The sequence below is a fragment of the Candidatus Merdisoma sp. HCP28S3_D10 genome (genome assembly GCF_052065835.1).
GTDB lineage: Bacteria > Bacillota > Clostridia > Lachnospirales > Lachnospiraceae > Laedolimicola.
The window spans coordinates 283,401-305,230 of sequence record NZ_JBQHTG010000004.1 but is presented as its reverse complement, the minus strand read 5'-3'; the positions used below and the strand labels follow the sequence as shown (position 1 = coordinate 305,230).

Below are 21,830 nucleotides of genomic sequence, written 5' to 3'. Positions count from 1 at the left end.
GCGGACGTTTGCTCTGGGAATGCTTGCAATCACCATAGCGGTAAAGTATAATAAGAGAGAATTTTAGAAAACCGAGGCGTGAAAAATGACATACGAGGAAGCAAGAGCGTTTATTGATGAGACGGCGAAATATGGATATGTGCTGGGACTGGACACGGAGCGTGAGCTCCTCCGGAGGCTTGGCAATCCGCAGGATGATTTAAAATTTGTGCACATTGCGGGCACCAATGGAAAGGGCTCCACACTGGCATATATTTCGACCATTTTAAAGGAGGCCGGCTATAGGGTGGGCCGTTATCTTTCACCGACCATCTTTGACTATCGGGAAAGAATTCAGGTGAATGAGGAATATATCACCAGGGAAGCGGTGGCAAGGTTGGCAGAGCAGGTGGAAGCAGCAGGCCGGGCTATGCTGGAGGCCGGATTCCATCATCCGACCACCTTTGAAGTGGAGACAGCCATGGCGTTTCTTTATTTTAAGGAAATGCAGTGTGACATCGTGGTATTGGAATGCGGTATGGGCGGTCTTACAGATGCGACCAACGTGGTGAAGACAACCGTAGTTTCTGTGTTTGCGGAAATTGGAAAAGATCACATGGGCTTTCTGGGGGATACGGTGGAAGAGATTGCGGCTGTGAAGGCCGGAATTATCAAGCCGGAAACCATTGCGGTCAGCGCGGCACAGCGGCCGGAGGTCAGCGCGGTGTTGAAAAAGACCTGTGCGGAAAAGAACACGGAATACCGTGAAGTCTGCAAAGCCGACATCAAAAATGTAACATATATCTTCGAAAATCAGAGCTTCACTTATAAGGCATATACGAAGCTTAAGCCGGGGCTGACCGGAAGCTGGCAGATTGATAACGCGGCGCTGGCGGTGGAGGCCGTACAGGCTCTGCGGGACCGGGGCTGGCAGATTTCCGATGAGGCTCTGCGGAAGGGACTGACAGAGACCGTATGGCAGGGACGCTTTACGGCAGTCAGCCGTCACCCGCTGTTTATCGTAGATGGAGCCCATAACCGGGACGCCGCAGACAGACTGCGGGAGACCCTGGAACTTTATTTCCCGGAGAAGCGGAAGATTTTCATCGCCGGAGTGCTGGCGGATAAGGAATACGATTATGTGATGAGTCAGCTGACGCCGCTGGCAGAGAAAGTCATTACGGTGATGACCCCCAACAATCCCCGCGCTCTGGAAGCGGATAAGCTGGCGGAGGCTGTGAAAAAATACAACCCCTGTGTGGAAGCGGCAGACAGTCTTGCGGACGCGGTACACCGGGCGCTGGCTTATGCAGGAGAAGACGATATCATACTTGCTTTCGGTTCCCTTTCCTATCTGGGGGATTTGATACGGGAGATCCGGGTACAGGAGTAAGGCAGACGAGGAAAGAGCATGAGAGACTTAAAGGAACTGAGAGTGGACATTGACCGGATTGACCGGGAGATGGTGGCGCTTTTTGAGGAGCGCATGGGAATCGCCAAAGAGGTGGCGGAGTATAAGATTGCCACAGGAAAGAAGATTCTGGATAAGGAACGGGAGAATCAGAAGCTTGAGGCGGTAAAGGCGCTGACGCACAATGACTTTAACAGTCATGGGGTGGAGGAGCTTTATAAGCAGATCATGGGTATCAGCCGGAAGCTCCAGTATCAGCTGATGGAGGAAAAGGCACTGGGACGTCTGCCCTTTATCATGGTAAATGAACTGGAAAAGAAGCAGGTGCGCGTGGTGTATCAGGGCGTAGAAGGCGCGTACGCGCAGCAGGCCATGTTTGCGTTTTTTGGTGAAGATGTAAATCATTTCCATGTGGAACGGTGGCGGGACGCCATGGACGCTATTGCAGAGGGAATGGCCGATTACGCAGTGCTTCCGATTGAGAATTCCACAGCGGGTATCGTAAATGATAATTACGATCTGCTGGGTGAATACGATAATTATATTGTGGGCGAGCAGATCATTTCCATTCAGCATGCGCTGCTGGGTACTCCGGATGCGAAGATTTCCGATATCCGGACGGTATATTCCCATCCCCAGGGGCTGATGCAGTGCGCGAAATATCTGGACGAACACAGAGACTGGCAGCAGATCAGCGTGCTGAATACGGCTGTGGCCGCGAAGAAGGTGGCAGAGGAGAAGGACAAAACCCAGGCAGCCATTGCCAGCACCCTGGCAGGAAGGCAGCAGGGACTGAAGATGCTGGACGAGGGTATCAACCGCAGTATGAATAACTCCACCCGTTTTCTGATTGTGACAAACCAGCCGATTTTCTGCAGGGACGCAAAGAAGGTCAGCATCTGTTTTGAGGTCACACATGAGAGCGGCTGTCTGTATAACGTGCTTTCTCATTTCATTTTCAATAACCTGAATATGTGCCGGATTGAGTCCAGACCCATTCCGGATCGTAACTGGGAATACCATTTCTTTGTGGACTTTGAAGGAAACCTGAATGACAGCGCGGTAAAGAACGCCCTGCGGGGCATCCGGGAGGAAGCGCTGAATCTGAAGATTCTCGGAAACTATTAAACAGCAGCGGAGTGATACATTGCTCATACAAGGAGGAAGTAAAATGAATCCATACGTAATTATGACAGATACGACAGCAGACTTACCGGAGAGCTATATCGGGGAACATGGACTGGAAATTCTTTCCTTAAATTATATTCTGGAGGGAGAAACCTATGACCGGGAGCACCCGCTGGAGGTAAAGGAGTTTTACGCGAAAATGCGGAATGGCTCCATGCCGACGACTTCACAGGTGAATCCGGAGCAGGCAAAGGAAGCGATGTGCGCCTGCCTGGAAAAGGGACAGGACGTTTTATATATCGCGTTCTCTTCCGGACTGAGCGGAACCTATAACAGCGGCCGGATTGCGGCGGAGGAGATTGCGGAGGAAGGACTTTATCCGGAGCGGAAGGTGATTGTTCTGGATTCCCTGAGCGCCTCCCTGGGAGAGGGCCTGCTGGTCCATAAGGCATGGCAGCAGAAGGAGGCCGGAAAATCCCTGGACGAGGTGGCAGAGTGGGTCGAGAAGAATAAACTTCGCATCTGCCATAATTTTACAGTTGACGATCTGTTCCATCTGCACAGAGGAGGCCGGGTATCCAAGGCTACGGCAGTGTTGGGAACGATGATGAATGTGAAGCCGGTGCTGCATGTGGACGATGAGGGACATCTGATTGCTGTGGGAAAGGTGCGTGGACGTAAGAAATCCATTTCTGCGCTGGTGGATCAGATGGCAGAGCAGATGAAGGGCTTCGAGGATCAGAATGATGTGGTATTTATCAGCCATGGAGACTGTATCGAGGACGTGGAGTACCTGGAGAAGATGATACGGGAACGGCTCGGAATTGAGGAGTTTCTGGTAAATTATGTGGGACCGACCATCGGAGCGCATTCCGGACCTGGAACTTTGGCGCTGTTCTTCGTGGGAGAACCACGCTAAGCAAACGATATAAAAACCGGGAGAAACCCCGCTGGATTTCTCTTGCACTACGGTGTCCGGCTTTTCGCGGATTGCTGTCTGGCTGGAGCGGACTGTAAAGTCCGTTCCGGACAAACAGCTGTCCGAGAAACGTCCGAACACCTCGCAAGAGCAATCTGGCGGAGGTTCTCCCGGTTTTTCTGCGTTTACAGCTTTATCTGCGGACGCAGTCCCGGGTGATCTCCGCCAGGGAAGATACGCCGCACATGGCCATGGTATCCTTAAGTTCGGAACCGATTTTGTTGATGTAGGCTTCTACGCCTTCCCGGCCGCCGCCGTATACAGCAGTGACGAAGGGGCGGGCGATGATGACAGCGTCGGCGCCCAGAGCCAGAGCCTTGAAGACGTCAGCGCCGGAGCGGATGCCGCCGTCCACCAGGATTTTCATGGAATCGCCTACAGCCTCAGCAATTTCTTCCAGAACTTCTGCGGTGGCAGGACACTGGTCGAGGACGCGGCCACCATGGTTGGAGACTACGATTGCCGCGGCTCCGGCTTCTTTGGCTTTCAGAGCGCCTTTGACCGTCATGACGCCCTTGACGATAAAGGGAACGCCGGCCTCTTCCGCGATGGCGTGCAGCTCTTCCACAGATTTACTTCCGGCAGGCGGATTCAGGTTCTGGAGGAACGGAAGGCCGGCAGCGTCGATATCCATGGCTACGGCAAAGGGAGCCGCGTCATGAACCAGGGCCATTTTCTCACGGATAGTTTCAATGTTCCAGGGTTTTACGGTGGGAATTCCGAAGCCTCCGGCATGTTTGATGGCTTTGGTGGCTGCTACCATGACATTGCTGTCGGTGCCGTCTCCGGTGAAGGCTGCAATGCCGAATTTGGCGCAGGCAGAAACCAGGATATCATTGTAGGATACATCGTTGAGAGAGTCGCCATAGTGGAGGTTGACTGCTCCTACGGGACCTGCGAAGAAAGGATACTGAAAAGATTTCCCAAACAGCTTCAGCGAGGTATCTATGGGGCGTTTTTCTACCAGGGTGTCCATCTGCACCCGGATTTCCTTCCATTTATCATAGTTACGAATGGCGGTGTCGCCGATTCCCTTGGAGCCCGGGCCCGGCATTTTGTTGCCGCAGGCGCGGCCGTTGCACTCGGGACAGGCCTTGCAGACCTTTCCCACAAGACCTCGGGCGTTCTGGATACATTCATTGTAGTTCATAGTGCGTACCTCTTTCTTTTGTAATCATGGTTCAAGTTTGTGATGATTATAGTATAATTTTTCTTTCTTTACAAGTAAGAATGGATGTGGGCTTGACAGATATGTTCGGCAAATGTAGAATGAAAATAGAATATTAATTCGGCAAATGCAGAAAAGAAACGCACCATGTGGAAAGTGAAAAATGGAATTTTACGAAAGGAGAAATCTGCGCATGAGACGATTACCAGACTCAGAGCTGGAGATGATGATGATTATCTGGGACGTCGGTCGTCCGGTGACCCGGGCTGAAATAGAAATGCAGCTGCCAAAGGAACGGCAGCTTTCAGCCACAACGATCCTGTCCTTCCTGTCACGTTTACAGGAAAAGGGCTTTGTGGACGTATACAGAGAGGGAAAAACCAATGTTTATAAGGCGGTGGTTCCGAAGGAGAAGTATCTCCAGGAGGAGAGCCGCAGTATCTGGAAACGGCTGTATCAGAATTCCGTAGGAAATTTTATGACGGCTCTGGGATCCGGAGAGGAGTTGTCAGAAGAAGATCTGGATGAATTACAGGAGTTCCTGAACCGGGAGAGAAGGGAGCGTGGAATATGAGGCAGGCGAAGTATCGAAAGATTTTCTGGCTGGTGCTGCTTCTGGAGCTGGTGCTTTTACATTTTGTCCTGATGTTCCGACTTTATGTGCTCCGCTGGACGTATCCGCAGGTGCAGAGCCTGAATATCCTGCTTCCGATCTGGGCAGCCGGGGCGGGATTGTTGCTTTTGTGGCAGTTGGGCTCCTATCAGATATTTCGCCGGAAGGCGATCGCGGCGGCAAAGCCGGTGGAGGAAAGCTGGGTGCACAGTGCCTGCGGGCAGGCCGCTTCCGAGGTAGGGCTTGGGAGAACCCCGGATCTTTATCAGAGCGCTGCAGTGACTACGCCGATGATTCTGGGTTTTATTTCGCCGGTGATGCTGATTCCGGATACCCGCTACAGCTACGGAGAACTTCGGATGGTTTTTCTTCACGAATGTACCCATGCAAAGAGACGGGATCTCTGGTATAAGCTGATTTTCACGCTGGGAAGCTGTATCTTCTGGTTTCAGCCTGCAGTCTGGTTTTTGAAAAACGCGGCTTTCAAGGATGTGGAGGTAGCCTGTGATCAGAGTGTGACGATGGAAAGATCAGAGGTAGAGCGGGATACCTACGCAAAATTTTTACTGGCTTCCCTCCGACGGGGACGGGAGCGCACAAAGGCTTATTCCGCATACTTTTATAACAACAAGGCAGTGATGCGCGCCCGGCTTCAGGTAGTGACCCGGGAGCAGGAGCCTGGAGTTTGGACCGGTCTGGCTGCCTTTGCGCTGCTGACGGCAGAACTGGTTGTCTGCGTGGGAATCTTTGGTATCGCGGTACGTCGGGATGTGCGGGAAGAAAATTACCAGCAGGAGGCTGCTGTCAATCTGTATCTGGGCCTGGATGCGCCGGACAGCTTCTCGGATACAGCGATAAAGAAAATGACAGGGCTTCAGCCGGTGGACGGTGAGAGCTATTATGATTGGCGAATGAGCGCCATGGAGCAGTACCCGGAGACGGAGTGGGCAGATATGAAGGAAGCGGTGGACGGTCCCTGGCAGCTGCGGGTAAAGACCCAGGCCTCCTATCTGGATTCTGTGTCGGATTTTGTGTACCGGTATATCATGTACTACGAGGATCCGGAGCGGGGAAGCGCCTACAATCCGGAGGAATCCAGCGGTTACAATACGCTTGAGGTTATCGATCGGACGCTATTGGCGGGAGACGCAGACGAGTATGTCTGCAGACTGCTGTTCCGGGATATTGTGTGGGCTGACGAGAAGCCGGAAAAAGACCTGCCGGTGGAGGGTAAGAGCTATGAGGAAAACGGAACAGAATACCGCTATAATGACTGGGCGGTTCATGTAAAACGGGTGGGCGAGTATACCTATGAGCTGGTGGGTGTGGCAGAGACCTCCCAGGTACTGGCAGCCATGGAGGAAGCCTATCCGGAGGAGGCTGGGACGGCTTATGCCTCACTTCCGACGCTGGATTTGAAGCAGCAGCATTCCGGTCGGGCGACTGTGAGAGACGGAGTGCCGGAGGTCTCCTGGGACAGCGGGGCAGAATGGACGGAGGTTCCGGTTTCGCTGGAAAAGCTTACAGAGCGGGGCGACGAGATGGACGGACAGCTTTCCGGTATACAGGAGAAAAGCTATGTGGTATCGGAGACCATAACCGCCTTTGCTTACGGTGGTTCCCGGACGGTTCCCGTATCCGTGACTTTCAGCTCAGATAAAGGGAAAAACTGGAAAACAATCATTGTGACAAGTGAGGCTGTTAGTGTAAGGCGTCTGTTTTTAAGCTTCCCGGATGCGGAACATGGCTTCCTGATATTCACTGGTGATCGGACTATGCACCAGGAGGGAAGCAGTATCTACCGGACAGAGGACGGAGGCGAAAACTGGTTTGAAGTGAAGCCGGAGCAGGGCTACAGTCAAAGCGGTGGTCATTCCCTGCTGACGGGGGCAGCCTTTGTGACGGCAGAGACGGGCTTTGTGACCGGTGGAGACGGCTGTTATCGGACAGAGGATGGCGGCAGAAGCTGGGAGCCGGTGTATATGGAGCTTCCGGCTGTAGACTGCGCGGAAAGCTATACCGTCTGCTATCCGCCGGAGGTACAGGACGAAAAACTGGTGCTATATCTGGGAATGCAGGAGTATTCAGAGCTTGGAGGGACGAAGCTTCGCTATGAATCCACCGATCAGGGACAGACGTGGACTTACACAGGTGTGGTATACAGAAGATGAGGTTTGCCGGGGATGTTCGGGTAAACGATAACAGGCCGGAGAGGAGAAACAGATGAAAATAGTGGATAAGGCTACGGAAAGACGCTGGAAGCGGAGGCTGGGGCGCCTTTTGTGGGAGCGGCGGTTGTACAGTCCCTGGTTCCTGCTAGTGTATTTCTGGTTCTGGAGGACGCTGTACCGGTTTTGCTGGTTGGGCGGTGTGCGAAGACGGGTGCCGGTTCTGGCAGGCTGTCTGGGATTATTTCTGTTCTATTTTTTCTGGTATCTGTGGGAACGGCGTTTGTATCGGAAAAACAGCTATCCAGGTATCTTAAAAGACATAGAGGTCGAGGACAACCGGCTGCTTTTGCCGAAAGACAAAAGGGTGGAGCTTCGGGAGCTGCGCTGGTACCGGAGCAAAAAAGAGCAGCTATGGATTTTTCTGAAGGGACACCGTTTTCTTTGGATTGATGTGACAGAATTGCCGGACAGGAAGAAGGAGCTGCTCCGGATGAAGCTGACCCAGCGGGGACTGCTGGCAGGACATTTCTGGAAGCTTCCGGTGGCTGTAGGCCTGGCAGCGATAACGATACTTGGAAGCGCTGGCGTAATCTGGATGGGAACACCTTATAACGGCAAGTTGTCCTGGAAGCTGGATCAGTTGCGAAATCCGGAAAAGTGGGAGCTGACAGTGCCGGAAAAAGAAAACACAGATGGGGATAGGCTTTTGTAAAAGAGCGTGTTACAATAGAAAAAAGTGGAATCGCCTAAAGGGGGATAAGAATGAGAAAGATCAAAGGGTTATCGGCACTGCTTCTTGGCATGGGACTGCTGGCCGGCAGCCTGTCCGGCTGTGGGAAAAAGCAGGCGCAGCCGGAGGAACTTCTGACAGAATATATCGGGCTTCTGAATCAGGAGAATTACGGGGATATGTATGAGTTTCTGACAGAGGAGGCGCAGGAAACCACGGACAAGGAAACTTATGCAAACCGGTATAAGAATATCTATGGCGGGATTGAGGCTTCGGATATCCGGGCAGATATTAAGGAGCCGGGCGAGAAAAAGGACGAAAAAGCGGAAACCCAGAGGGTGAAGTATACGCTGACCATGGACACTATTGCCGGGGAGCTGTCCTTTGATACGGTAGCAATCTTCACAAAAAATGAGGACGGGGCTTATAAGATGAGCTGGGACAGCCAGGATATTTTCCCCAATCTCTATAATGAAGATAAGGTGAAGGTCGTGACGACCTATGCCAAACGGGGCAATATCTACGATCGGAATCAGGTGGAGCTGGCCCGGGAAGGGGTGGCGTCTTCCGTTGGCCTGGTACCGGGTAAGCTGCCGGAGGATCGGGAGGGCGCAATCGCGCAGCTTTCCGAGCTTCTGGAAATCAGTACGGAGAAGATAGAGAAAGCCCTGAGCGCAGGCTGGGTGCGGGATGATACCTTCGTTCCCCTGCGGACGGTGGCAAAGGACGCCATGGAGCTGAAGGAACAGCTTCTGACCATTCCGGGCGTGATGATCTCCGATACGAAGGTGCGGTTCTATCCCTTTGGTGAAAAAGCGGCCCAGCTCACCGGCTATGTACAGAATATTACGGCAGAAGAACTGGAAAAACGGGCAGGACAGGGGTATAATAGGAACAGTATCATCGGCAAGGCCGGTGCGGAGCGTATCTATGAAGAACAGCTCCGGCCGAAGGACGGTTACACCATACAGATTCTGAATCAGCTGGGTGACGTGAAGGATACGGTGCTGGAAAAACCGGCCGAGGACGGGCAGGACGTGAGGCTGACCATAGATATCACGCTGCAGCAGTATCTCTATCAGGAGATGGAGGGCGATCAGGGCTGCGCGGTTGCCATGGATCCGACGACCGGGGCAGTCCGGGCGCTGGTCAGCACGCCGGCCTATGATCCCAATGATTTTGTCATGGGGTATACCGCAAGCGCATGGGAGGCCCTGAACGAGGACGAGGCGCAGCCGCTGTATAACCGTTATCTGGCGGCCTGGGTGCCCGGTTCCAGCTTCAAGCCCGTGGTGGCGGCTCTGGGACTGACCGCCGGAACCCTGGATCCGGAGGAGGACGTGAAGAATGAGGGACTCAGCTGGCAGAAGGACGAGAGCTGGGGCGATTACTACGTGACAACTCTGGAGGATTATCCGGTAAAGAATCTGGAAAATGCTCTGGTGCATTCGGATAATATTTATTTTGCAAAGGCAGCCTGCGCCATGGGGACAGACGGTTTTACAAAGGGTCTGAAGTCCCTGGGCTTCGGAGAAGCCCTGCCCTTTGATTTCTCGGCAACAGCCTCCTCCTTTGGCAGCGACGGTAAGATAGGCTCCGAGACGGAGCTGGCTGACAGCGGCTACGGTCAGGGCAAAATCCTGGTGAACCCCATTCACCTGAGCTCCATATATTCCGCGCTGGTGAATAAAGGCAATATGGTAAAGCCCTATCTGTTGGATGGGGAAAGCACTTCCTACTGGAAAGAGGGCGTCTTTACCGGAGAAGCCGCGGATACAGTGCTGGCGGATCTCTATCAGGTGGTGGAGAACAGTGAGGGAACGGCCCATTCCGCTCAGCGGGATGGATTCCGTATGGCAGGAAAGACCGGAACCGCAGAGCTGAAGAACTCGAAGGAGGATACGGCAGGGCAGGAGCTTGGCTGGTTTGTGGGTATCTGCGCGGAAGATACCGGGAAGCCGCTTATGATAACTATGATGATTGAGGACGTCAAGGGCCGGGGTGGAAGCCATTATGTGATTCCGAAGGTTATGAAGGGCTTTGACGAATGGATGAAATAAAGGACAGGAGAGCAGACGGCGTATGAAAGAGAACGGGCAACTGAAAAAATATCTGTATAAGAGTCTGGCGGGAGCAGGATCCATTATCATCTGTATTCTGGTATTCTTTGCCATATATCGGTTTGACCGGGTGATGGCCGCATACGGAGTGATAAAGGGAATTCTGACGCCCTTTATCTACGGAGCTGTTATCGCATATCTCCTGACGCCTGTCTGCAACTTTATAGAAGGGAATATCCTGGTTCTTCTGGAAGGGAAAATGAAGAATTCCCAAAAAGCGAAAAGCATTGCGGGTGCAGCCGGAATCGCTTTCAGCATGATCTTAGGCCTGCTGGTGGTCTATCTGCTGCTGGCCATGGTCCTTCCCCAGGTATTTACCAGTATTGGCAATATCGTAACGGCATTTCCGGGCATGGTCAATCAATGGTCGGACTGGATTCAGAAATTCCTCCAGGATAATGAAACGGTTTGGAATTATGTAAATCAATTTACCAATACCATCTATACCAATGTGGAGACCTGGCTGGAAACCAAGCTGCTGCCCAATATGCAGACCATCGTCAGCGGCGTATCCGCCGGACTGTGGAGCGCCATTGTTGTAATGAAAAATATTCTGATTGGTCTGATTGCGGCGATCTATATGATGGGGAACCGGCGGAAATTCGCGGCCCAGGCGAAAAAATTGATTTACAGCTTTTTCAAGGTATCATACGCAAACGCCATTCTGGACGAATGCCGGCTGATTGATCGGATGTTCGGCGGATTTATCAGCGGAAAGATCATTGATTCCCTGATTATCGGCTGCCTGTGCTTCTTCTTTATGAGTATCCTGAAGCTGCCCTACTCCATGCTGATCAGCGTGGTGGTAGGCGTAACCAACATTATTCCGTTTTTCGGACCCTATATCGGAGCAATTCCCAGCGCGATCCTAGTGCTGACGGTTAATCCGATGCAGTGTCTGTATTTCCTGATTCTGATTCTTTTATTACAGCAGTTTGACGGTAATTTCCTGGGGCCGAAGATCCTGGGCAATTCCACAGGACTTTCCAGCTTCTGGGTATTGTTCTCCATTCTGGTGTTCGGCGGATTGATGGGCTTTGTGGGAATGATTATCGGTGTGCCGGCCTTTGCGGTTATCTATGATCTGGTAAAGAAGAGCTCCAATTACCTGCTGAGGCAGAAAAAACTGACTACGGAAACCGGGGTTTACCAGGAACTGATGTCGGTGGAGCAGCAGGGGGAAGAGATCCGTTATATACAGAACGGGACGCAGCAAAGAGCGGAAGAAAAAGCGGAGGATAAGGCATGATTTTAGCAGTAGATATCGGCAATACCTATATTGTGGTGGGATGCATTCGGGGAGAGGAGATTGTATTCGTGGAGCGTCTGCACACGGATACTAAGAAATCGGAGCTGGAGTATGCCATTAGTATCAAGACGGTTCTGGAAATTTATGGAATCGACAGGAAAGAGCTGGACGGGGCGATTTTGTCCTCCGTAGTTCCGCCGCTGACCTCAGTCATGCGCCGGGCAGCCGAAAAGGTAACGGGACGGGAGGTCCTGGTGGTGGGACCGGGCGTCAAAACCGGTTTGGATATCCGCATTGACAATCCGGCCCAGCTGGGACCGGATCTGGTAGTGGGCGCAGTGGCCGCCATCGAGGAGTATCCGTGTCCGCTGGTGGTGGTGGATCTGGGAACGGCCACGACCTTTACGGTGGTCAATGAGAAAAAGCAGGTCATGGGAGGCATGATTATGCCGGGCGTGGGCGTAGCGCTGGATTCCCTGATTAACCGGACCTCCCAGCTTCCCAAAATCAGCCTGGATCCGCCGAAGAAGTTTATCGGCAGCAATACCGTGGACTGTATGAAGAGCGGTGTCCTCTACGGAAATGCGGCCTGTGTGGACGGAATGATTGGGCGGATAGAAGAGGAGCTTGGGCAGAAGGTATCTGTGGTGGCGACGGGAGGCATGGCAAAATACATCGCGCCCCATTGCAGGCGGAAGCTGCAGATGGACGACGCGTTGCTGCTGAAAGGTTTAAAGCTTATTTACCGGAGAAATCAGACGCAGGGAGAAAAAGTATGACAGAAAACAGAAAGATCAACGCCCGGGAGGAAGAACGGCGCTATACCCAGGTTTTTGAGGCAAAGTGTCCCGTAGATTCCTCAAAGGTAAAACATACGGTGACCTTTATCGCGGCCAGCTGCAGCCGGGTGGACGATATGATAGAGGATTTTCACTGCAGCAGGAACAGCAGCTGCGTCAAATGTCAGCAGAATTATCTGTAGACTTGACATTGCTTTTTATCAGTAAAACAACTATAATAACCCTAACAATTTGATTACAGCGAGGTAACGGAGGATGGAAAAGAAAAAAGTAGTAGTTGCTTTGGGACATAAGGCGCTGGGAACTACGCTGCCGGAGCAGATGGTAGCGGTAAAGGGAGCGGCGAAGGCAGTCGCGGATCTGGTGGAAGAGGGCTGTCAGGTGGCTATCTGCCACAGCAACGCACCCCAGGTAGGAATGATTCACGCAGCTCTGAACGAGTTCGGTAAGGAGCATGAGGAGTATACCTTTGCGCCCATGTCTGTCTGCTCGGCTATGAGCCAGGGCTATATCGGATACGATCTGCAGAACGCGATCCGCGAAGAATTGCTGGGAAGAGGAATCTTAAAGACAGTCAGCACCATTATCACCCAGGTGGTGGTGGATCCCTACGACGAGGCCTTTGGGGAGCCGATCAAGGTGATCGGCCGCTATATGACAAAGGAAGAAGCAGAGGCTGAGGAAGAGAAGGGGAACTTTGTTGTAGAAGAAAAAGGAAAGGGCTTCCGTCGTGTGGTTGCGGCTCCGAAGCCGACGGATATTGTGGAGATCGACGCTATTCGCGCCCTGTTTGCCGCGGATCAGGTGGTTATCGCCTGCGGAGGCGGCGGAATTCCGGTTTTGCGCCAGCGTGGACGGCTGAAGGGAGCCAGCGCGGTTATCGAGAAGGATTACGCAAGCGGTAAGCTGGCAGAGCTTCTGGACGCGGATATGCTGATGATTCTGACCGGAGAGAATAAGATTTGTATCAATTACGGTACAGAGCGGGAAAAGGAGCTGGATGTGGTGACGCCGGAGGAAGTGGAGTCCTACGCGGCGGCAGGACAGTTCCCACGTGCGTCCGTACTGCCGAAGATGGCAGCGGGAGCTTCTTTCGTGGCAGGCCGCGCAGGCCGTGTGGCTGTCATAGCGGATCTGGCTCAAGCAAAGGAAGCGCTGCATGAAAAAACCGGCACCATTATCAGAGAGGCGCAGTAGTTATAAAAATGAAAACCATTAGCTTGAAAATATTTATAGTACTGAGTCTGTTTTTCCCGGCGTTCTGGAGTACCTTTCAGGAAGACTATAAGATGGAATACTACGCGGTGTTCACAGCGGCCTACGCAGTACTGCTGCTGTATATGCTGCTATGTGTTCTGGAAGGAAAATGGAAAAAGAAAATCGGTTTTCCCGTTGTATTAGCAGGAATACTGGTTGTCTATAACGTCCTTTCCCTGTATTTTAACGTAAGTCATCTGCACTGGTACGGGGAACAAATCAATAACAGTATCGCTGTATTGTTTTTTATAGTATTGTGTATGCAGCAGGACGGCTTTGATGGGAAAAGGGAGGAACTGATAAAATTCTTCCTGGGCTGCGCGGTTTTATCGAATGTGCTGAGTATCATTTATTTTTTCGCAGGATACACAAGCTTCCTTGTATGCAACAATCAGCTGTATTTCATGAAACTTCCGGCAGATTATTACGAGTTTCGGCATTATTGGCTTTATAGCCATAAAAGCGATTACGCCCTGATGCTGACACTGTTTCTGGCTGTTGCAGTCAGATACCGGGCTTTGTTTAAAAGCCGTATTTGCTGGGTATTCAGTCTTCTGGTGTTTCTGACGGCTATGTTCCTGTCGCATTCCTGGACGGGATTCGGAGCGGCTGCGCTCGTACTGGCAGGCGGTCTGCTGGATAGTGTGGACTGGAAAAAAATCCATTTCCGGCTGTGGTATCTGGCTGCAGCGGCAGCAGTTCTGGCTGCGGCGGGAGCAGCTGGGAAAATACTTCTGGCAGAACGGAATATCGGATCGTTGGGAGGAAGAAGAGATATCTGGAGCGGAGCGGTAAAGGAGATACTGGCGAATCCGGGAGGCTGGGGAAAACAGTTTGGCGAGCGGCTGTTCCCGGCAACAGAGTACTGGAATGTAAATAACGCCCATAACGTTTTCCTGAACGCGCTGCTTCGGTTTTCCATTCCGGTGGGAATCTGTTTCACCGTAATGATTTTACTGATTATGGGGTATGCCCTGTGGAAGAGCAGAACCTTCCTGGCGGCAGGCCTGCTTCTCGGCCTGTTTGCGTTGATGAATATGGATTATTGTCTGCTGAATTATGAAGTGGGAATGTTTTTGTTCAGTATCTATCTGATATGTATCAGTAGGGAGAATAAAGGAAAAGCAGGAACAGAGTCTGAGTAACCTCAGACTCTGTTCTTATGTATATGTAATAGAAGAAGGGTGTTTGTCAACCGGAGGAGAGGGCCAACTTTTGAAAAACCTTGCCCTCTTTGCTATTTAATGCTATACTAAAAATAACTATGAAGAAAAATAAAAATAAAATCGGAGGATTTTTTTAAAATGAGAACTTATCTTGTAACCGGCGGAGCCGGATTTATCGGCTCCAATTACATTCACTACATGTTCCGCAAGTACGGCGATTCCATCCGCATTATCAATGTGGACGCGCTGACCTATGCAGGCAATCTGGAGAATCTGAAGGATATCGAAGATCGGGACAACTACACCTTTATCCGGGCAGATATCCGCGACCGTGAGGCCATTGAAAAGATTTTTGCGGAAAATGACATCGACCGCGTGGTCCATTTTGCGGCAGAGAGCCATGTAGACCGCAGTATCGTAAATCCGGAGATCTTCGTGGAGACCAATGTGCTGGGCACCCTGGTTATGCTGAATGCGGCGAAGAAGGCATGGGAACTGCCGGATGGCACCTTCAAGGAGGATAAGAAATTCCTGCATGTATCCACCGATGAGGTATACGGATCCCTGGAGGAGGGAGATACTTATTTCTATGAGACGACTCCCATCGATCCTCACAGCCCCTACTCTGCGAGCAAGGCTTCCTCTGACATGCTGGTGAAGGCATACTGGGATACTTACCGTTTCCCCATGAACATCACCAACTGCAGCAACAACTATGGCCCCTTCCAGTTCCCGGAGAAGCTGATTCCGCTGATCATCAACAATGCGCTCCAGGGCAAGAAGCTTCCGGTATACGGCGACGGCAAGAACGTGCGCGACTGGCTGTATGTGGACGATCATGCCAAGGCTATTGATATGGTACAGGAGAACGGACGCCTGGGCGAGCGTTACAACATCGGCGGACATAACGAGAAGCAGAATATCGAGATCATCAATATTATCCTGGAGACTCTGCAGGAGATGCTGCCGGACGGGGATCCGAGAAAGAAGCTGGTAAGCAAGGATCTGATTACCTATGTGACAGACCGTAAGGGCCATGACCGCCGTTATGCCATTGCCCCGGACAAGATCAAAGAAGAGATCGGCTGGTACCCGGAGACCATGTTCAAGGACGGTATCCGTCTGACTATCCAGTGGTTCTTTGAGCATGAGGACTGGATGAAGAACGTAACCAGCGGCGATTATCAGAAATACTACGAAGAGATGTATAAGAATAAATAAGGAACGGAACAGATAGGAGAAAAGATAAATGAAGGGAATTATTCTGGCCGGAGGTTCCGGAACAAGACTTTATCCGCTGACAAAAGCGATTTCCAAGCAGATTATGCCGGTATACGATAAGCCGATGATTTATTATCCGCTGTCTACCCTGATGCTTGCGGGCATCCGTGAGGTGCTGATTATCTCCACACCCCGGGATCTGCCTATTTTTGAGGATTTACTGGGCGACGGTTCCCAGCTGGGTATGAAGATGAGTTATGCGGTACAGGAGAGCCCCAGAGGTCTGGCTGACGCCTTTATCATCGGAGAGGAGTTTATTGGCGACGATCGGGTAGCCTTGGTTCTGGGAGACAATATCTTCTACGGACAGAGCTTCTCCAAGGTTCTGAAGAATGCGGCAGAGCGGGAAACCGGCGCTACCATCTTCGGCTATTACGTAAAGGATCCCCGTGAGTACGGCGTGGTAGAGTTTGACCGGGAGGGCAAGGCTCTTTCCATCGAAGAAAAGCCGGAGAACCCCAAGTCCAACTATGCGGTTCCGGGTCTGTACTTCTATGATAATGACGTGGTAGAGATTGCCAAGAACGTAAAGCCCTCCGCAAGAGGCGAGATCGAGATCACCAGCATTAATAACGAGTATCTGCGCCGGGGAACCCTGCGGGTGGAGACCCTGGGCCGTGGTTTTGCATGGCTGGATACCGGTAACCACGATGCGCTTTTGGACGCTGCAGATTTCGTAGCCGCATTCCAGAAGCGTCAGGGCATGTACATCTCCTGCATCGAGGAGATTGCATACAGACGTGGTTTCATTGACAAAGAACAGCTCATTGAACTGGCGCAGCCGCTTCTGAAGACAGCCTATGGTCAGTATCTGATTGACGTGGCAAACGGCTTATAATAGACAAAACAGATAAGGGAGATATGAAAAAATGGGTAAGATTACAGTCGAGACTTGTCCGATTGAAGGTCTGAAGGTGATTACTCCGACCGTATTCGGCGACGAGCGCGGTTATTTCATGGAGACATACAACTACAATGATTACAAGGAAGCAGGCATTGATATGCCCTTTGTACAGGACAACCAGTCTGCGTCCAAAAAGGGCGTACTGCGCGGCCTTCATTTCCAGATTAACCATCCTCAGGACAAAATTGTCCGGGTGGTAAGCGGCGAAGTGTTTGATGTGGCTGTGGATCTGCGCGAAGGATCCGCTACCTACGGACAGTGGTACGGCGTGCTTCTGTCTGCAGAGAACAAAAAGCAGTTTTTCATTCCGAAGAATTTCGCACATGGTTTTCTGGTATTGTCTGATTACGCGGAATTTGCGTACAAGTGCACGGATTTCTATCATCCGAACGATGAGGGCGGACTTCTGTGGAGCGATCCGGATATCGGCGTAGAATGGCCGATCCCGGAGGGAATGGAACTGACTATTTCTGAGAAGGATCAGAAATGGGGCGGAATTAAGGAGTTGAAGAAGTAAGATGAGTGAGAGCATACAGCTGACAGCAGAGGTATTTATCGATACAGGCAAGGATTTCCGTCCGGAGGATTCCCTGACGGTGCCCTATACCTGCACCCTGGGTGAAGCGGTAACTCTGGACTTTGATCTCACAGGCTTTGAGCATACCTGTGGTTTCCGGTTTGACCCGCTGCTGGAGGACAGCAGCATGGTCAGACTGGATCAGATTGCCCTGACCTATGAGAATGAAGAAACAAAACAGATAGAAGCGGATCGGATCAAAACCAACAGCGATGTGGACTTTGATCCTGTCTTTGTGTACCTGCATAACGATCCGAAGTTTTTCGTGGACGAGGCCCTGTGCCTGAAGCTTAAAGCAGCGAAGGTGACCTTCCGGGTACTGGAGCTGGGCAATGCAAAGCGGGAATACTGGCAGGAGATCAAGAAGCACAGTGTGTCGGAAAAGGAAAAGGCACAGCTTCTGGGCAAGCTTGATATTGCCATGAAGGAAACCCATGCCCTGGAGAAGGAAAACAGACGGCTGAAGGTAGAGGCGGAGGATATCTATTCCTCCGGTATCTGGAAGCTGCAGCATGACGCCCGGGGACCTATGAAGGTGATTTTGGGAAAGGGCAATATCCTGACTTTCCTGGCGGCTGTCTATCTGGCTCTTTGCAGTGAGCTGTTTATCTTCAACAATGCTTATTACTCTACGCCCAGACCCAACGATCAGGTGCTGTGCTTCAGCTTTTTCCGCTTTGGCATGGTATTTTTAGGCGCGTTTGTGCTGATTGCCGTGATAAATAGTCTGATTCAGAAAGGATACCGCCGTGAGCTTGCTTAGTGTGTTTGTAAAATACAGAGCCCTCATCAACCAGCTGGTGATGAGGGACATCAAAACCAAATATCGGCGTTCTGTACTGGGTCTGGTATGGACGGTACTGAATCCTCTTCTGATGATGACCGTACTGTCGATTGTATTTTCCTACTTTTTCTCCCGTTACGGAGATGTGGAAAATTTTCCGGTCTATCTGCTGTGCGGCCAGGTGATCTTCAACTTTTTCAATGAATCGACCAGTATCGCCATGGGCTCTATCGTCCACAGCGGCGAGCTGATCAAAAAGGTTTACGTGCCGAAGTATCTGTTCCCGATTACCAAGGTCATGTCCAGCGGTGTCAACCTGCTGTCTTCTATGATTGCGCTGGTAATCGTGATGGTAGTGACACGATCCCGTGTGACTCCCACCGTGCTTCTGGCGGTATTCCCACTTTTATATGTACTTTTGTTTTCCACAGGCGTGAGCCTGTTTTTGTCTGCGGCAGCCGTAAGCTTCCGGGATCTCATGCATCTGTACAGTGTGGTAACGACTGCCTGGATGTATCTGACCCCGGTCATTTACCCCATGTCCATCCTGGACGGCGCGCCCAGGTGGGCCGTATTTATCATCAATGCCAATCCGCTGACGGCATTTATTAAGATTTTCCGCGCGGTAGTGCTGGACGGCGTGACCGCGCCCTGGATACTCCATGTGCAGAGTATCATATGGTGTACGATTGCTCTGGTTGTCGGCTCCCTGGTATTTAAGAAATCCCAGGATAAGTTTATTCTGAAGATATAGGAGAGCAGCATGAAGTTAGAAAATGCCATAGAAGTAAATAATGTATCCATGTGCTTCAACCTCTCCAAAGAAAAGGTAGACAGCATCAAGGAATATGTCATCAAGGTGTTAAAGCGTCAGCTCTTTTACGAGGAGTTCTGGGCCTTAAATGATGTGAGCTTCGAGATTCGCAAAGGCGATTCTGTGGGACTGATCGGAATGAACGGTTCCGGTAAGAGTACCATGCTGAAAATCATTGCAGGCGTGCTGAAGCCCACCAAGGGAACGGTGGAAACCACGGGAACCATTGCACCGATGATTGAGCTGGGAGCCGGCTTTGATCACGATCTGACAGCCCGGGAGAATATTTTCCTGAACGGCGCGCTCATCGGTTACTCCCAGGAGATGCTGGAGGAGCGTTTCGACGATATCATTTCCTTCGCGGGACTGGAGCGGTTTGTGGATGTACCCATCAAGAATTTTTCGTCCGGTATGCTGGCCCGTCTGGGTTTTTCCATCGCTACCATCGTGGATGCGGATATCCTGATCATCGATGAGATTCTGTCCGTCGGCGATTATCAGTTCCAGAATAAATGTAAAAAGCGTATCCGGGAAATGATGGATCGGAATACCACGGTCCTTTTTGTGTCCCACAGCATTGAGCAGGTCAAGGAAATCTGCAATAAGGCCATCTGGATTGACCGGGGACACGTGCGGATGATCGGCGAGGCGGAAGAGGTCTGCGACGCCTACGAGGATCCCAACGCAAAGGAATAACAGGATTCGTTCACAGTAACATGGGGGAAGTTATGGAAAATAATCAGGAACAAATGGATTATAAAAAGCTTTATGAGGCAGAGCGGGAGAAAACCGAGGTTCTCGTAAGCAAAATCGAAGAGTCCGAGAAGGAGATCGAGGAGCTGAATTTCAAGCTGGATCGGATCAAGGGAAGCTTTGCCTGGAAGCTGGCGATTCCCCTCCGGAAGGGACTGCATTTTTATGAAAAGACAAGGGATCGTCTGACCCGTTACGGCTCTATCCCCGGGATTATGCGGAAGGTAAGAAGCAAGCTGCAGGAGCGCAAGAATATGAAGCGCCACGGCACTGCCAGTTTCCCAAGTCTGGAGGAAGCAAAGGCCCAGCGGGAGACCGTATTTCCCAATATGGTGAAGTTCAGCATTCTGACGCCCCTTTACAATACGCCGGAGAAGTTCCTGACGGAGCTTCTGGACTGCGTACAGGCCCAGACCTATCAGAACTGGGAACTGTGCCTGGCGGACGGCAGCGACAGCGAGCACGCTTACGTGGGCGAGATCTGCAGAAGATACGCGGAAAGCGACGCCCGTATCAAATATCAGGTGCTGGAGCATAACGAGGGAATCTCCGGCAATACCAACGAGTGTCTGAAGATGGCTACCGGCGATTATATCGCCCTGCTGGATCACGACGATATTCTCCATCCGGCGGTGCTGTATGAATACGCGAAGGTTATCAATGAGAAGGGCGCGGATTATATCTACTGCGATGAGATCACCTTTGAGGGAGACAGCATTGATCACATGATCGTGCTGCATTTCAAGCCGGATTTCGCCGTGGACAATCTGCGGGGCAATAACTATATCTGCCATTTTTCCGCATTTTCAAAGCACCTGCTGGACGAGACGGGCGTATTCCGGAGCCAGTATGACGGAAGCCAGGATCACGACATGATTCTTCGTCTGACCGCGAAGGCAAAGCTGGTATACCATGTACCGAAGGCCCTGTATTACTGGCGTTCCCATAAGGCAAGCGTGGCTCAGGACATCAACGCGAAAACCTATGCGGTGGACGCTGCCAAGCGCGCGGTACACGACCATATCAAGGACGTATATGGCATGGACGTCAAGGTGGAGAGCACCCGGGCGTTCCCGACCATTTTCCGGATCCGTTATCCGCTTCTGGAGCGGCCTCTTATTTCCATTGTGATTCCCAACAAGGATCATATGGAGGACCTGTCCCGCTGCGTGGAGTCTATCGTGAATAAGTCCACCTATGAGAATTACGAGATTGTCATTGTGGAGAATAACAGCGAGACAAAAGAGATCTTTGATTACTATAAGGCCCTGGAGCACAATCCGAAGATCCGGATTGTCAAGTACGAGGGCGAGTTCAACTACGCCAAAATCAACAATTTCGGCGTAAGCTTTACCAACGGCAAGTATGTGCTGCTCCTGAACAATGATATGAAGGTCATCACCCGTGACTGGATGGAGGAGCTTCTGATGTACGCCCAGCGGCCGGATGTGGCTGCAGTCGGCGGTAAGCTTTACTATGCGGACAATACCATTCAGCACGCAGGCATTGTCATCGGTCTCGGCGCCCACAGGGCGGCGGGCCATACCCATTACAAGGACGATAAGATGCACCTGGGCTATATGGGACGTCTGTGCTATGCCCAGGACGTGACGGCTGTCACAGGCGCGTGCCTGATGGTAAGCCGGGCCCAGTATGACGAGGTGGGCGGTCTGGACGAAGAATTCCGGGTAGCCTTTAACGACGTGGATTTCTGTCTGAAGCTCCGTCATGCAGGATATCTGAATGTATTTACGCCCTTTGCGGAGCTGTACCATTACGAGTCCAAGACCCGTGGTATGGAGGAGGGCGAGAAGCAGAAACGCTTCCAGCAGGAGGTAGACCTGTTCCGCCATAAGTGGAAGGCGGATCTGGATGCGGGGGATCCCTATTTCAATCCGAATTTCTCACTGGATTATTCTGATTACACGATTAAATAACCGGCAGGT

Annotated in this window: 20 protein-coding genes; 19 read left to right on the top strand and 1 reads right to left on the bottom strand. The window is 51.6% G+C overall.

Translation table 11 applies throughout. From position 1 onward, the window contains the following. Positions 1-85 precede the first annotated feature (85 nt). Genes ACTNCH_RS11800 through ACTNCH_RS11790 form a run of 3 tightly spaced genes read left to right on the top strand, consistent with a single transcriptional unit; the run spans position 86 to position 3,437 of the window. On the top strand, positions 86-1,372 hold the full coding sequence (locus ACTNCH_RS11800) for a bifunctional folylpolyglutamate synthase/dihydrofolate synthase (protein ID WP_441017848.1): 1,287 nt from the start codon (positions 86-88) through the stop codon (positions 1,370-1,372). An 18-nt stretch (positions 1,373-1,390) separates the two neighbouring features. Then, the gene (gene pheA / locus ACTNCH_RS11795; RefSeq protein ID WP_441017850.1) at positions 1,391-2,518 is read left to right on the top strand and encodes a prephenate dehydratase; all 1,128 of its coding nucleotides are present in this window, start codon (positions 1,391-1,393) and stop codon (positions 2,516-2,518) included. 43 nt (positions 2,519-2,561) lie between these two features. Further along, a complete protein-coding gene (locus ACTNCH_RS11790) occupies positions 2,562-3,437 on the top strand; it encodes a DegV family protein (RefSeq protein ID WP_441017852.1) in 876 nt (291 codons plus the stop codon). A gap of 193 nt (positions 3,438-3,630) precedes the next feature. Here ACTNCH_RS11790 and ACTNCH_RS11785 read toward each other — a convergent pair whose 3' ends face one another. Further along, positions 3,631-4,647, bottom strand: a complete 1,017-nt coding sequence (locus tag ACTNCH_RS11785) for an alpha-hydroxy-acid oxidizing protein (RefSeq protein ID WP_441017854.1) — start codon at positions 4,645-4,647, stop codon at positions 3,631-3,633. 211 nt (positions 4,648-4,858) lie between these two features. Here ACTNCH_RS11785 and ACTNCH_RS11780 point away from each other — a divergent pair, with 211 nt between their 5' ends. From ACTNCH_RS11780 to ACTNCH_RS11705, 16 genes are all read left to right on the top strand, one after another. After that, on the top strand, positions 4,859-5,239 hold the full coding sequence (locus ACTNCH_RS11780; protein ID WP_441017856.1) for a BlaI/MecI/CopY family transcriptional regulator: 381 nt from the start codon (positions 4,859-4,861) through the stop codon (positions 5,237-5,239). Next, positions 5,236-7,449 (top strand): M56 family metallopeptidase, encoded by a 2,214-nt coding sequence (locus tag ACTNCH_RS11775; protein ID WP_441017858.1) that lies wholly within the window; start codon positions 5,236-5,238, stop codon positions 7,447-7,449. The genes ACTNCH_RS11780 and ACTNCH_RS11775 overlap by 4 nt, the downstream gene beginning before the upstream one ends. Positions 7,450-7,501: 52 nt before the next feature. Beyond that, positions 7,502-8,161: a hypothetical protein gene (locus ACTNCH_RS11770; protein ID WP_441017860.1), complete on the top strand. Its 660-nt coding sequence runs from the start codon at positions 7,502-7,504 to the stop codon at positions 8,159-8,161. A 50-nt stretch (positions 8,162-8,211) separates the two neighbouring features. Beyond that, on the top strand, positions 8,212-10,239 hold the full coding sequence (locus ACTNCH_RS11765; RefSeq protein WP_441017862.1) for a penicillin-binding transpeptidase domain-containing protein: 2,028 nt from the start codon (positions 8,212-8,214) through the stop codon (positions 10,237-10,239). A gap of 22 nt (positions 10,240-10,261) precedes the next feature. Beyond that, positions 10,262-11,548 carry an AI-2E family transporter gene (locus ACTNCH_RS11760; protein ID WP_441017864.1) on the top strand — a complete coding sequence of 429 codons (1,287 nt, stop codon included), beginning with the start codon at positions 10,262-10,264 and terminating at the stop codon, positions 11,546-11,548. Beyond that, positions 11,545-12,327: a type III pantothenate kinase gene (locus ACTNCH_RS11755; protein WP_441017866.1), complete on the top strand. Its 783-nt coding sequence runs from the start codon at positions 11,545-11,547 to the stop codon at positions 12,325-12,327. The genes ACTNCH_RS11760 and ACTNCH_RS11755 overlap by 4 nt, the downstream gene beginning before the upstream one ends. Continuing rightward, the gene (locus tag ACTNCH_RS11750; RefSeq protein WP_441017868.1) at positions 12,324-12,530 is read left to right on the top strand and encodes a hypothetical protein; all 207 of its coding nucleotides are present in this window, start codon (positions 12,324-12,326) and stop codon (positions 12,528-12,530) included. Before ACTNCH_RS11755 ends, ACTNCH_RS11750 begins: the two co-directional genes overlap by 4 nt. Positions 12,531-12,603: 73 nt before the next feature. Then, the gene (gene arcC, locus ACTNCH_RS11745) at positions 12,604-13,545 is read left to right on the top strand and encodes a carbamate kinase (RefSeq protein ID WP_441017870.1); all 942 of its coding nucleotides are present in this window, start codon (positions 12,604-12,606) and stop codon (positions 13,543-13,545) included. 92 nt (positions 13,546-13,637) lie between these two features. Continuing rightward, entirely contained in the window at positions 13,638-14,750 is a 1,113-nt protein-coding gene (locus tag ACTNCH_RS11740; protein WP_441017872.1) for an O-antigen ligase family protein, read from the top strand. A gap of 159 nt (positions 14,751-14,909) precedes the next feature. Then, positions 14,910-15,992, top strand: a complete 1,083-nt coding sequence (gene rfbB, locus ACTNCH_RS11735) for a dTDP-glucose 4,6-dehydratase (RefSeq protein ID WP_441017874.1) — start codon at positions 14,910-14,912, stop codon at positions 15,990-15,992. A gap of 28 nt (positions 15,993-16,020) precedes the next feature. Continuing rightward, positions 16,021-16,890: a glucose-1-phosphate thymidylyltransferase RfbA gene (gene rfbA / locus ACTNCH_RS11730; protein ID WP_441017876.1), complete on the top strand. Its 870-nt coding sequence runs from the start codon at positions 16,021-16,023 to the stop codon at positions 16,888-16,890. Between the two features lie 31 nt (positions 16,891-16,921). Then, the gene (rfbC, locus tag ACTNCH_RS11725) at positions 16,922-17,473 is read left to right on the top strand and encodes a dTDP-4-dehydrorhamnose 3,5-epimerase (protein WP_441017878.1); all 552 of its coding nucleotides are present in this window, start codon (positions 16,922-16,924) and stop codon (positions 17,471-17,473) included. 1 nt (position 17,474) lies between these two features. Further along, the gene (locus tag ACTNCH_RS11720; RefSeq protein ID WP_441017880.1) at positions 17,475-18,296 is read left to right on the top strand and encodes a hypothetical protein; all 822 of its coding nucleotides are present in this window, start codon (positions 17,475-17,477) and stop codon (positions 18,294-18,296) included. After that, a complete protein-coding gene (locus tag ACTNCH_RS11715; RefSeq protein ID WP_441017882.1) occupies positions 18,283-19,071 on the top strand; it encodes an ABC transporter permease in 789 nt (262 codons plus the stop codon). The genes ACTNCH_RS11720 and ACTNCH_RS11715 overlap by 14 nt, the downstream gene beginning before the upstream one ends. 9 nt (positions 19,072-19,080) lie before the next feature. Beyond that, positions 19,081-19,827: an ABC transporter ATP-binding protein gene (locus ACTNCH_RS11710; RefSeq protein ID WP_441017884.1), complete on the top strand. Its 747-nt coding sequence runs from the start codon at positions 19,081-19,083 to the stop codon at positions 19,825-19,827. A 32-nt stretch (positions 19,828-19,859) separates the two neighbouring features. Next, positions 19,860-21,821: a glycosyltransferase family 2 protein gene (locus ACTNCH_RS11705; protein ID WP_441017886.1), complete on the top strand. Its 1,962-nt coding sequence runs from the start codon at positions 19,860-19,862 to the stop codon at positions 21,819-21,821. Positions 21,822-21,830: the final 9 nt, after the last annotated feature.